Source organism: Paenibacillus sp. ov031 (assembly GCF_900143165.1).
GTDB lineage: Bacteria > Bacillota > Bacilli > Paenibacillales > Paenibacillaceae > Paenibacillus > Paenibacillus marchantiae.
Genome location: NZ_FRDO01000005.1, coordinates 154134 through 166604, shown reverse-complemented (window position 1 = coordinate 166604; position 12471 = coordinate 154134). Strand labels below are relative to the sequence as shown.

General features: G+C 52.0%; 9 protein-coding genes. All 9 read left to right on the top strand.

Annotated elements, in window-relative coordinates; all coding sequences use genetic code 11:
• The first annotated feature begins 166 nt into the window (after positions 1-166).
• The 9 genes from BUA17_RS21100 to BUA17_RS21060 all read left to right on the top strand — a co-directional run bounded on the left by BUA17_RS21100 (position 167) and on the right by BUA17_RS21060 (position 12437).
• Positions 167-1177 (top strand): ABC transporter permease, encoded by a 1011-nt coding sequence (locus tag BUA17_RS21100; protein ID WP_170867904.1) that lies wholly within the window; start codon positions 167-169, stop codon positions 1175-1177.
• 51 nt (positions 1178-1228) lie between these two features.
• Positions 1229-2104, top strand: a complete 876-nt coding sequence (locus tag BUA17_RS21095) for an ABC transporter permease (protein ID WP_072735007.1) — start codon at positions 1229-1231, stop codon at positions 2102-2104.
• A gap of 262 nt (positions 2105-2366) precedes the next feature.
• Positions 2367-3950: an ABC transporter substrate-binding protein gene (locus BUA17_RS21090; protein ID WP_072734892.1), complete on the top strand. Its 1584-nt coding sequence runs from the start codon at positions 2367-2369 to the stop codon at positions 3948-3950.
• 96 nt (positions 3951-4046) lie between these two features.
• Positions 4047-5384, top strand: a complete 1338-nt coding sequence (locus BUA17_RS21085) for a M20 family metallopeptidase (RefSeq protein ID WP_063567985.1) — start codon at positions 4047-4049, stop codon at positions 5382-5384.
• Positions 5385-5437: 53 nt separating this feature from the next.
• Positions 5438-6415, top strand: a complete 978-nt coding sequence (locus BUA17_RS21080) for an ABC transporter ATP-binding protein (protein ID WP_072734891.1) — start codon at positions 5438-5440, stop codon at positions 6413-6415.
• Entirely contained in the window at positions 6412-7374 is a 963-nt protein-coding gene (locus tag BUA17_RS21075) for an ABC transporter ATP-binding protein (RefSeq protein ID WP_063567983.1), read from the top strand. Before BUA17_RS21080 ends, BUA17_RS21075 begins: the two co-directional genes overlap by 4 nt.
• A gap of 257 nt (positions 7375-7631) precedes the next feature.
• Positions 7632-8084 carry a chemotaxis protein CheW gene (locus BUA17_RS21070; RefSeq protein ID WP_072734890.1) on the top strand — a complete coding sequence of 151 codons (453 nt, stop codon included), beginning with the start codon at positions 7632-7634 and terminating at the stop codon, positions 8082-8084.
• A 284-nt stretch (positions 8085-8368) separates the two neighbouring features.
• Positions 8369-11572 (top strand): DEAD/DEAH box helicase, encoded by a 3204-nt coding sequence (locus BUA17_RS21065; RefSeq protein WP_072734889.1) that lies wholly within the window; start codon positions 8369-8371, stop codon positions 11570-11572.
• 52 nt (positions 11573-11624) lie between these two features.
• Positions 11625-12437 carry a hypothetical protein gene (locus BUA17_RS21060; RefSeq protein WP_072734888.1) on the top strand — a complete coding sequence of 271 codons (813 nt, stop codon included), beginning with the start codon at positions 11625-11627 and terminating at the stop codon, positions 12435-12437.
• Positions 12438-12471: the final 34 nt, after the last annotated feature.

The window sequence follows — 12471 nt, the reverse complement described above, 5'->3', positions numbered from 1 at the left end:
GTGCTTTTTTTTAGCTAAAAGGGACGTAGTTCGACGCTCGGATTCTAGGTAAAATAAGCACAATTACAAAGAAGAGACGGATAATCAGACAAGTTTTCAAGACTGGGCCGTCCACAGAGAACCGTAAAACAGCAAGTGAGACATCAGAGTTAAAGGGGTTGATCGATTGTTTGCTTACACGCTCCGAAGGCTGCTGCAGATGATTCCGGCGCTGATCGGCATTGTGGTGATTACCTTCATCCTGTCCCGTGTTCTTCCGGGAGATCCCGCCATTGTCATGGCTGGCGAACAGGCCACGGATGATGTCATTGCCAAAATCCGAATGGACATGGGATTGGACAAGCCATTATTTGTACAGTTTTTTAGTTACGTGGGACAGTTGCTTCAAGGGAATCTGGGATTCGCCTACCATACCGGTCATACGGTACTGAGTGATTTCGCTACCCGCTTTCCGGCAACCATTGAGCTGACGTTGGCCAGTGTGATTATAGCCATCTGTGTTGCGATTCCGGTAGGCATTATCGCTGCAACTCGAAAAGAATCCTTTATCGACCACATCTCCAGGGTGTTCTCACTGATTGGAGCATGTGTACCAATTTTCTGGCTGGGACTGCTGTTTATTTACATCTTCTATTCCATCCTCGGCTGGGCTCCAGCTCCAATGGGACGCATCAGCGGAGACCTCAATCCACCGACGCATATCACCGGATTGTACGTGGTAGACAGTCTGATGACCGGAGATATGGTTGCACTCAAAAGCAGTCTTGCGCATTTGCTGCTTCCGGCCATCTGCCTCAGCACAGGGACAATGGCGATTGTAGCGCGTATGACCAGGTCCAGCATGCTGGAAGTCATCGGACAGGATTATGTACGTACCGCACGAGCCAAGGGCTTGAGCGAAACCGCGGTCGTTGGCAAACACTCCCTGATCAATGCCTTGATTCCCACGTTGACCGTTCTTGGCCTGCAGTTTGGCGGATTACTCGGTGGTGCGGTTATCACGGAAACTATCTTTTCCTGGCCCGGTGTCGGCGGTTATGTTACAGATTCGATTCTGGCTGCCGACTATGCACCAATTCAGGCATTCACACTGGTAAGTGCCATTCTGTTCAGCTTTATAAATCTGGCGGTGGATCTGGTCTATGGATTGATTGATCCACGAATCCGTTATGAATAGGGTCGCCGCGAAAGGAGGAGTACCGCTGTGAGTACTGCCGCACCGACTTCCATGGGAACCAAACCTGCACCAGCGGTTGTTCCCAAACCCAAAACCTTTCTGAGATTGTTGCTCCGCAATCGGCTCGCTGCTATTGGTCTAGCCTTTATAGTCATGTGGACTGTCATCGCAGCTATTGCCCCCTGGATTGCCCCTTATGATCCGTACGTGACGAATACGGCTGTGAAGCTGGAATCCCCATCAGGTGGTCACTGGTTTGGTACGGATAACTATGGTCGTGACATTCTGAGTCGTGTTCTGTATGGCGCCAGAATCAGCATCTGGACAGGCTTGATTGCCGTCAGCATCTCGTTTGTCATCGGGGTTCCGCTAGGCGGAATTGCTGCTTACTACGGCGGACGTACGGGCAATATCATCATGCGGGTGATGGATGTGTTGCTTGCATTTCCCTCGCTGGTACTCTCCATGGCAATTGCGGCTTCCATCGGCAACGGACTGACGAGTGCCATGATTGCTGTAGGGATTGTAGGTATTCCCGAATTTTCCAGATTGATGTATGGGCAGACCGTATCCCTGCGCGAAAAGGAGTACGTTGAGGCCAGCAGAGCCATTGGTGTCAGAGACAGAGTGATTCTGTTTCGCCATATTTTGCCGAATGCTTTGGCACCGCTGTTGGTACAAGCCACGCTTGGTATGGGCTTTGCCATCCTGACGGCATCCAGTTTGAGCTTTCTCGGTCTTGGCGTCAAACCGCCTACAGCCGAATGGGGGGCCATGATCTCTGAAGGTCGGGAGTATATCATTTCTGGACAATGGTGGCTCGTGACATTCCCTGGACTGGCTATAGCCACATCCATTCTTGGCTTTAACCTGCTCGGAGATGGTTTCCGTGATGTACTGGACCCAAGGTTGCGTTCGGGAAAATAGGTGTTAGTGTCATCGGTCCCTATAGAACCGATTCATAGATATCTGGATGGTGGAACCAACTTGCGGGGAATGCCTGAAATAAAGGCAGGCAAGGTTCCATCACCGGCAGTAGGCAGATTGAATGCTGCTGCGGTTGGTATCAGGGATATGAGTAAGTTACTTTCCGGGATATTGGCCCACACTTTCGCTTTGTCTGATAAAAGCTGCAACGTTTTACAGCATTACATCATAAGACTGGTTCAAAAAGGGGAGGAAACTAAAAATGAAAAAGCTCAAATGGTTTTCTGCAATGATTGCTCTTACCGTTGTTCTTGGTGGCTGTGCCAGTAATGCCAACCAGCAACCTGCGGCATCCGGCTCAGGAGAGGAAACAAAACCCGCGCCAACACTGACGGTTGCTTACTCTGAAGGTGGAACCACGATGGACCCGGCGGAGGCGAATGACCTGACCTCGGATACATTGGTACTGGCAACCTATGACCAGTTGGTAACCTATGGTGTCAAAACGGTGGATGGTGCTGATGTAGCCAACACGGAGGATATTCAGCCTATGCTCGCCGAGAGCTGGGAAGTGTCTGATGACAATACAACGTATACGTTCAAAATCAAAAGCGGTCTGAAATTCCAAAGTGGAAATCCGGTCAATGCGGATGCGGTTGTGTACTCTTTTGACCGTGTATCCAAGTCCAGCTCCGGCAGCTTTCTATACGGAATGGCCGACATCAAGAGCGTGACCGCCAAGGACGACTCCACCGTCGAGATCGTACTGAATAAAGCAAACCACATGTTCACCCAGATCATTGCCATGTATACCTTCTCCATTGTGGACCAGAAGTTGGTCGAGGAAAAAGGTGATGATTATTTGAAAACAAATGCTGCCGGATCAGGCCCGTTCACGCTTGAAAAATGGGACCCGGCCAGTGAAGCGGTCTTCCAGGCCAATAACGACTACTGGCAGGGTGCACCGAAGCTCAGCAAAGTCACGCTGAAATTCACGAAGGAAGCCTCCAACCGTGTTCTGCTGTTGAACAAGAGTGACGTGGACATGGCTATCGAGATTCCTCCAAAAGATGTTGCAGCTTTGCAGGAGAACAGTAATTTGACCATCAAGTCGAATGCGAGTAACCGCATTTTGTTCTTCGCCATGAACAACAATGTCAAACCGTTTGATAATGAAAAAGTGCGTCAGGCCATCAACTATGCGATCCCTTATGACCAATTGATCAACGATGTCATGTATGGTCAGGCCAAAGAGATGAAGAGTGCTGTAGCGAGCAACACACCGGGCTTTACGGATGCAGGCTATGTGTACGAGTACAATCTGGACAAAGCCAAGGAATTGTTGAAAGAAGCAGGTTATGCAGAAGGGTTCAGCTTTGACTTTACACTCGGTTCCGGATTTGACGATTGGGAGTATGATGCGGTTCTGATTCAAGCAGAACTGGCCAAGATCGGTGTCAAAATGAACATTAACAAAGTCGCTCGTGCACAGTTCCTGGAACAACAAAAAGACGGGAATTTAGTTTCTTACATTTCCAAATGGACTTCTTTTGTTAACGATCCTGGATACCATCTGGGCTTCCTGCTCTACGGTGAAGGCTCTTCCAACTACATTCATTACAATAATGCGGAAGTTAACAAACTGTGGGAAGAAGCAGGCGCCGAACCGGATCAGGTGAAACGCAACGAGCTATATATGAAGGCACAGGAGATTATTACGACAGAAGCGCCATGGGCGTATCTATACGAATACAACCGGGTTGTCGGCATGAATAACAAGGTCAGCGGATACGTGTATTACCCGGATGAGGTTCTGCGTTTCTACCCACTTAGCAAAGAGCAGTAAAACGAACGGACGATTTGGGGGACAGGCAGTCATGCCTGTCTTCTGCCGATTCGTACTGACCACAATACAGCCCATATTGAAGGGAGTCTGAACAGGATGGATTGGAAAAGAAAGGTACTTGATGCAATCGAGGAAGGCCAGGATGAATTACTGGAGCTCTGTTCACAACTGATTCGTTTTCCGACGGAGAACCCTCCAGGGGATTCACGTGAGATTAGCGCTTTTATTATCGAATATCTTCATCAGGCCGGAATCGACACCAAAGTACACGCGGCAACGGAAACGATGTTTAACCTGATCTCGACGTTGAACGGAGAAGGGGCAGACAAGTCAGACAAACATCTGATTTTCTGTGGTCATACGGATGTTGTGCCAGCCGGGGATCTTTCTCGTTGGGATTTTGATCCGTTCTGCGGTGAAATCAAGGACGGATATATGCTTGGACGCGGGGCATCCGACATGAAAGGTGGGCTTGCCGGCTTAATCTTTGCGACGGTTATTCTGGCAAAGTTGAATGTGCCTTTGCGCGGAGATCTATCGTTAATGATTGTTCCGGATGAAGAAACAGGCGGTGACCTGGGAGTACCTTGGGTTCTGGAACGTGGTCTTGCAACCGGAACTGCCGCAGTAATTGCAGAGCCATCCAGCCCGCAGCATCCAACCATTGGACAAAAGGGGAGCTGCTGGTTTGAGTTTACGGTGGAAGGTACACCGGGTCATGGCAGTCTTCAACCCATTGTAGGCGATAATGCGATTGTGAAGGCAGCCAAAGGCATTGAAGCATTGCAGCGTCTATGGGACATCAAGCCAGACATCCCGGAAGAGGTGAAGGATATTATCCGCATCTCGCAGGAATATGCGCGTGATCGGGAGAAGGCAGGTCTGGCCTATCAGGTGTTCGACCATGTAACGGTGAATATCGGTTCAATTCAGGGTGGAACCAAGGTGAATGTGGTAGCGGATCGCTGCACAGTTCAGGTGGACTCCCGCGTTCCATTTGGTGTGGATTACCGCGATGTATTGGACCGTGCTCGCTCGCTTCTGCTTGAAGCAGGAATAGAATCGGAGCTGAAGCCGTTTGGCTTCCAGGGCAACGCCAACTGGACTCCAGCACATGAGCCAATCGTGAGCCAATTGGTGGAGAGCATCAGTGAAGTGAGCGGCGAAGAGGCGTACGGTGTGCTGCAATGGGCATCCAGCGATGCACGCCACTTCCGTAATCATCAGATTCCGGTATTGCAATATGGTCCGGCAGAGCTGTCCACGATTCATAATTTTAATGAAAAAGCACCCGTATGGCAGATTATCCAGTGCGCCAAAGTGTACGCGCTGAGCGCGCTTAAATATTTGGGCGTGGAAGGTATGGAAGATGAGACGTCATTGAAGAATTCGAATGGTGCGGCTTCCGAAGAAGCCACGACGTCCAAACGTTAATTTTTTTTAGAAGGAGCAAGGCTCAGAACGTAATGGCATGGGAGGGGAACAACATGACTGAACTGCTCGAAGTTTCGGATTTGCGGACAGAGTTCATTACGGATGCAGGTGTGATACGCGCCGTGGACGGGATCAGTCTTTCCATACGGCAGGGTGAAACGCTGGGTATTGTCGGAGAATCGGGATGCGGGAAAAGTATTACATCGTTATCGATCATGCAGCTGCTCCCCAAAAAGATCGGCCGCGTGGCGTCAGGGGAAGTCCGTTTCCAGGGGAAAGACATGCTTAAGCTGTCCGGTCGTGAAATTCGCCGAATTCGGGGTAACCGAATGGCTATGATTTTTCAGGAGCCGATGACCTCACTCAATCCGGTATTCAAAATCGGCAAACAAATCTCGGAAGCGGCACGATACCATCTGAAGCTGGGCAAAAAAGAGGCTTGGGCACGGTCGGTTGATATGCTTCGCAAAGTCGGCATTCCCCGTCCTGACAAAATTGCAGAACAATACCCGCACCAGCTCTCAGGTGGCATGCGCCAACGGGTGATGATCGCCATGGCGATGGTATGCAGCCCGCAGCTGCTCATCGCAGATGAACCAACAACAGCCCTAGATGTGACCATCCAGGCACAGATTCTGGACTTGATGCGTGACCTCCAGCGGACGGAAAATATGGCAATCATGATGATCACTCATGATCTCGGTGTTGTAGCTGAGATGTGTGATCGCGTCATGGTGATGTATGCCGGGCAAGTGGTGGAAGAGACGGATGTCAAAACCCTTTTTGCCGATCCCAAGCATCCATATACTCGCGGTCTCTTGGCTTCGCTGCCGCAGCTTGCGGGGGATCAGGATCGTCTTCAATCCATTCCAGGTCAGGTACCGAATCCCGCCCATATGCCGTCCGGCTGTCGCTTTGCTCCTCGTTGTCCGGTGAAGGAAGCACGGTGCGAGACAATACAACCTGAATTACTGGAGACAGCACCAAGTCATAGCTGTCGCTGTCTGCTGCAACAGGAGGGGATTATATGAGTGCGATATTGGAAGTCAGAAACCTCAAGAAGCATTACCCTATCCGCAAGGGCCTGTTCTCCAAACAGGTCGGTGCCGTCAAAGCCGTCGATGGTGTAACGCTGTCTGTGGAGCGCGGGGAAACACTCGCCGTGGTTGGAGAGTCCGGTTGCGGAAAATCCACCACGGGGCGTGCCATCTTGCGTCTGATTGAGCCGACGGATGGCGAGGTGTTCTTCGAAGGCAAGGATGTACGGAAGCTTCCGCCAGAAGAGCTGCGCCGTTTCCGTACGGATATGCAGATGGTGTTCCAGGACCCATACGCTTCACTGGATCCGCGCTGGACGGTACAGCGCACACTGGAGGAGCCGCTGCTCACCCACCATAATCTGAAAAAAAACGAGTTGAAAAGCCGAATCGAAGAACTGATGGAAGTGGTCGGATTATCCCCCTATCAGGCACATCGCTTTCCGCACGAGTTCTCGGGTGGACAACGGCAACGGATCGGGATTGCCCGTGCTCTCGCTTTGAATCCCAAATTCATTGTGTGTGACGAGCCCGTGTCAGCGCTGGATGTGTCCATTCAGGCACAGGTGCTGAACTTGATGCAGGATCTACAGGAACAATTCGGACTGACGTATATGTTCATCTCTCATGACCTGTCCGTCGTTAAGTTCATCAGTGATCGTGTGGCTGTCATGTATCTGGGCAAAGTGGTCGAGCTTGCCCCCACCTCCGAACTGTTCACCGAGGCGCTGCATCCATATACCAAAGCATTGATGTCCGCTGTTCCGGTTCCTGATCCGAATGTGCAAAAGGAACGAATTGTCCTGGGCGGCGATGTGCCCAATCCGGAAAATCCACCGTCCGGCTGCACGTTTCATACCCGTTGTCCGTATGTGAAGGACGAATGCCGCTCCGTTATTCCGGAGCTGCGGGAGATTTCACCAGGACGCCAGGTGGCGTGTCATTTGTATTAGAAGTGATCATTTTAACTGAAAAATACGTACAAAAAATGCAAACAAAACTTCAGTTTACTTGGGTTCTGTTTGCGTTTTTCTTTTTTTATCTTCTCTTCTGCCATTATTTCTGACGATAGCATCTACATATTAAGAAATGGGTAAAAATTTTTCTCCCTTCAACCGATATAAACACAGAGAATGCAACATGAAATGTAATTATTCATGATCAAGATGACTATAAAAAGCTTCTATTTGAAACTGAAGACAAGAAGGGTATGAAAACATCTATGGATGAGGAAGTTCAAATTCAATACATCAATTTCTCGGTCGGAAATCAGATTTGTGCGCTTCGTATTGATGAAGTTCATGAAATTATCAAAATGCTCCCGGTAACCACCGTTCCTTTTGGCAGTCCTGAGATTAAGGGTTTCACGCCCTTGTACGGCAAAGTGGTCTCTGTTGTGAGTTTACGCGTCCTGCTCGGCTTGCCTGACGAGGAGACTACACCTTCTACTCGTATCATTGTTGTGCCTTACCACGACGATTATGTACCGCTCGTCGTCGATTCCGTGGATTCCGTGGTGATGTATGATCGGTTTGAAGAGCCTACAGAAGAATATCGTCGCTACACAACGGGAATATTCAAGGAAATCGCACACAATGACGATCATGAAGCCGGCATTCTTAATTTGGATGTATTGCTCGGTAATTTAACCAAATCGCAGTAAACGCACGCTGAAATGTTATATACAAAGCACATAACCGCTTGATTATAATAATGCTCCTTACCCCTTTGTGGGGATGAGGGGCATTTTTTATTGTGATCACCTTATCCTTAATGCAATGACGCGGTGTGTTTCACCTTTTAACAGGCATACATAATATAGTATGAAGTGGTTTGAAGATGGTTTTTTGAAGTAATGTAGCACTTTTTATCCGTAAAAGTTTTTAAATCCGAGCATTTTCGTATATGATGGAGAGTAACAATGCGAAGGGATGACGGGAGACTGTAATGATGCAATCGCTGTATGGAGTATGGCTTGGTGACGTATTTTTTTGTTTTTCCGGTGAAACATCGGAACCACGTGTGGATGCGTGGAGCCATGTGGTACGGAAGCTGAATTTTGGCGACGGGGGTCGTCTGTTTCAGCCTGCCGCTCTGCGTCTTGCGGAGCTTCGTTGGCCCAATCCGATGCGTAATGCCGCGGAAGCGAAGGGTACGAAGCGACGTCAATTGCTCGGACGGACGTTGGAAGGGCTCGCAATCTCGCCCAAAGATACATTCAAGCTGCTGCTCCATTGGGACGACAGTATATTGAATGCGGCAGGAATTCAGGCCGGAGAAGAGATTCGCTACTGGGTAAAAGCAGCACAGTTTACACAGGAACTGCTGCTGCGCGGAGAATTTGCTCCGTCCGCTGAGTTTGCGGCCAAGACGGGGGCGCGTCGTCGCACCGGACAGGAAACGCTGACAGGTGTATGGCGTCCACGTCTGTTGCAGGAAGCGGATGTAGAACGATTCCGGGAGTTGGCGGAATCTATGCCGCCGATCGGATTGTCTGCTCCCGGAGCATACGCATCTTCTGAACCGGAATCACGGGAGGAAGCGGGAGCGGCCGTATTATTTTCATTTATGAGCGGGATGATTCATGCGGTTGTCACGGGTGAGATGGAAAGCATGGACAGTGAGCTGTCTCGTTACCGCACGCCATTCCGGCGTGGGTCCTCTCCGGTAGCAGAGCTGTGGTGGAATAGTCTGATCTCGATGTTCCGCCCGGTGACGGTGCAGGGACCTACGGAGGAAATGGCAGAACTCATTGGAACGCTGCAAGAAGCTGGCGGTACAGCGAAACCCGTGGTAGGCAGTGAAGAAACGGCTCCCACGGAAGGTGAGCTGAAGCTGGTACTGCGGCTGGAACCGCCCCTTGGTGATCATGAATCATTGTGGGGGATTACCTTCTGGGCAGACAGTGTGCAGGAATCTGGCCTGAGATTGCCTGCACGTACGATCTGGGCACATCCGGAACGAGATCTGGACCGAGGGAAAGTGCGTTATATTTCAGCTGCAGAACAGCTCCTGATGGCGCTGGGGCATGCATCAGAACTGGCACCGGAGCTGGAAACGGCGCTTCTTCATGCACGACCGGAAGGAATGAAGCTGGAACAGCAAGCCTTTTTTGAATTTTTGACCTATGCTGTGCCTCGTCTGCAGAAGGCGGGAGTAACGGTGTTAATGCCTTCCCGCTGGAGCCGTGCAGGGAAACGCCGCGCTGGACTGCGTCTGCAAATGCTCAATCGTGGAATAGAAAGACCGGTTGGGGCCCCGTCTGCACTGGGTATGGAGCAGCTGGTTGCCTTTAAGGCAGAACCGATGCTGGACGGAAAACCTGTTACGGCGGAGGAGCTGGCTGCCCTTGCAGAAGCAACGGTACCTTATGTGATGTTCCGCGGCGAATGGATTGAAGTGGATACAAAAGAGATTCGTCAGGTTCTGCGTTATATGAAAAAAGAAGAAGAACAATATATGCCACTCTCCGAATGGCTGCATCTGGCAGCGGAAGAAGGCGAAGATACGGCATGGAAGGGGCTTTCCGTCTTTGGTGCGGAATCCGAGGGGCTGCTATCCTTTTTGCTCGACGGACAGGTGCTCCGCAGTATTGAGCCTCGGCAGGTTCCGGCAGAGCTGCATGGCGAGTTGAGACCCTATCAAGAGCGCGGGTACCAATGGTTATCCGCCATGCGTGAGCTTGGGTTCGGAGTATGTCTTGCCGATGATATGGGACTGGGGAAAACGATTCAGGTTATTACCTGCCTGCTGGACTTGAAACATGAGGAACAGCAAGCCGCGGCGGAGGAAGCACGTGAGCACGAAGCGTTTATGGGGATGGAAGAAGAATCCGCGAACGGTGAACAGCCGCACGTGCATGATGCGCATCTGCCTGCACTTATTGTGTGCCCTACCTCGTTGCTTGGAAACTGGCAGCGTGAGCTGAAGCGGTTTGCCCCGAATCTGTCGTTATATATTCACCATGGCGGACAACGGTTGCACGGCAATGCCTTCCAGGCAGAAGCGCAGTCCCATGATATTGTGCTGACGACCTATCATCTGGCTGGCCGGGATGGCCCGGATCTGGCTTCGTTGCACTGGTCTACCGTTGTGCTGGATGAGGCGCAATATATTAAAAATTACCGTACAAAGCAAGCGCAAAGCGTCATGCGTCTGTCTACGCCGCATCGCATTGCGATGACGGGTACGCCAGTGGAGAATCGACTAAGCGAGCTGTGGTCCATTTTCCAATTCCTCAATCCGGGGTATCTGGGTACGGCTTCTTCATTCCGCCAGCGCTATACCGGACTGGGCCCATCCGAAGAAAATGCAGCTTCTTTGCGTGAGCTTCATCGGCTTGTATCACCCTTTATGCTGCGTAGGCTGAAAAGTGATCCGGATATCCGCAAGGATCTGCCGGAGAAGCTGGAACTGAAATCCTATTGTTCCCTGACACCAGAGCAGACCGTTTTGTATCAGCGGGTGGTGGATGATCTAATGGGTGGATTGGATGGACGAAATGGTATCGCCCGTAAGGGAATTGTGTTGTCATCACTGACTAAGCTGAAGCAAATCTGTGATCATCCGGTGCTGGCGGACAGCAGCCGGAAGGAACATGGTAAGGCTGAGGCATCCGGCAAAATGGAACGTTTGCTGGAATTGGTGGATGCGATCCGTGACAACGGGGAGTCGGCGCTGATTTTCACTCAGTATGTGGCAATGGGAGAACTGCTCGTATCCCGGCTTACACAACGGTATGAGGAAGAACCGTATTTCCTGCATGGCGGTGTTTCGAAGTCGCAAAGGGATGATATGGTGGAAACTTTCCAAAAAGGGGAGGGACCATCCTTGTTTGTCCTGTCTCTTCGTGCCGGGGGTGTAGGCCTGAATCTAACGCGTGCCAGTCATGTCGTTCACTACGATCGCTGGTGGAATCCTGCGGTGGAGAATCAGGCGACAGACCGGGTATTCCGAATTGGACAGAATCGAAACGTACAGGTGCATAAGCTGATCTGTCAGGGTACCCTGGAGGAACGGATTGATGAGCTGATTGAGAGTAAAAAGGCACTTTCTGAGCAAGTGGTCGGTTCTGGTGAGAACTGGTTGACCGAGATGTCGGATGATGAACTGCGCGGTCTGATCTCGCTTCAGGGCGAGACATGGCTGTAAGTTGCGAGATAAATAGTACATGCAAAATATAGTGACAGGAAGGGGGATTGTTGTGAGCGAAAAATGGAATGTGGAGCTGCATATGTCCCCCGGTGGATGGACAGCAGAAGTAAGTGCGGCGTATGCAGGCAAAGAGGTATTAGCAGCCGCGGGCAAGACTGAATCAGCCGAAGGCTTGTTCACGGTAACAGGCACGCTGCAGCAGTTCAGTGAAGCTGAACGCGAGGCTGTGCTGGCACAGCTGCGCAAGCGTCCGCTGGCGCTGTACGCGCTGCTGCGCGGCGGCCCTGCCCCGGCGGAGCTCGCTGGGCTGCTGCCCGCTACGCCAAGCGAGGCTGAGCTGGGCACAGCTGCTGGCGGCTCGCTTAGCGCTGGCGGCGCAGCGACGTGCACCTGCGGCCGCCCGGGCTGCGCGCATGCCGCGGCCGCTGAGCGAGCCGTTGCCGCGCTCTTCGCGGCTGAGCCGCTGCTGCAGCTGGCGCACGCCGGCCTGCCGCGCGAAGCACTGCTCGCCGGCGTGCTGGGATCATGGGCGGAAGAACTCGCCCATGATCCCAGCGGCCCCGGCCGCGCAGCCGAAACGGCCGGCCGCCCGCAGGCGCGGGGCGGCGAAGGCGGCGCAGCCGTCGGCGAGTGGATCGCCGAGGCAGCCGCGGACGGCGCCATGCACCAGCCGGGGCCTGGTTTCGGCGCCGTGAAGGTGCGGCTGGCGCAGCCGGGGAAACCCCCGGCAACGCCGGAACTGGCGGCGCTGCTGCCAGGCGTGCCTGCCACCGCAGGGCTGGCATTGATCCGCGAGCGCGTAGCTGCGCGGATGTGGGAGGCTGTCCAAAAGAAGAAGAAGGACAGCCCGGCAACCAAATGATGCACCATTCGGAGCGGGGGAGATCTTAGATCAT

Bases quoted from the DNA above. Each gene is read 5' to 3' on its own strand.
- BUA17_RS21085 (WP_063567985.1), top strand. From the start codon at position 4,047: ATGGATTGGAAAAGAAAGGTACTTGATGCAATCGAGGAAGGCCAGGAT.
- BUA17_RS21095 (WP_072735007.1), top strand. From the start codon at position 1,229: ATGGGAACCAAACCTGCACCAGCGGTTGTTCCCAAACCCAAAACCTTT.
- BUA17_RS21080 (WP_072734891.1), top strand. From the start codon at position 5,438: ATGACTGAACTGCTCGAAGTTTCGGATTTGCGGACAGAGTTCATTACG.
- BUA17_RS21070 (WP_072734890.1), top strand. From the start codon at position 7,632: ATGAAAACATCTATGGATGAGGAAGTTCAAATTCAATACATCAATTTC.
- BUA17_RS21090 (WP_072734892.1), top strand. From the start codon at position 2,367: ATGAAAAAGCTCAAATGGTTTTCTGCAATGATTGCTCTTACCGTTGTT.
- BUA17_RS21075 (WP_063567983.1), top strand. From the start codon at position 6,412: ATGAGTGCGATATTGGAAGTCAGAAACCTCAAGAAGCATTACCCTATC.
- BUA17_RS21065 (WP_072734889.1), top strand. From the start codon at position 8,369: ATGATGCAATCGCTGTATGGAGTATGGCTTGGTGACGTATTTTTTTGT.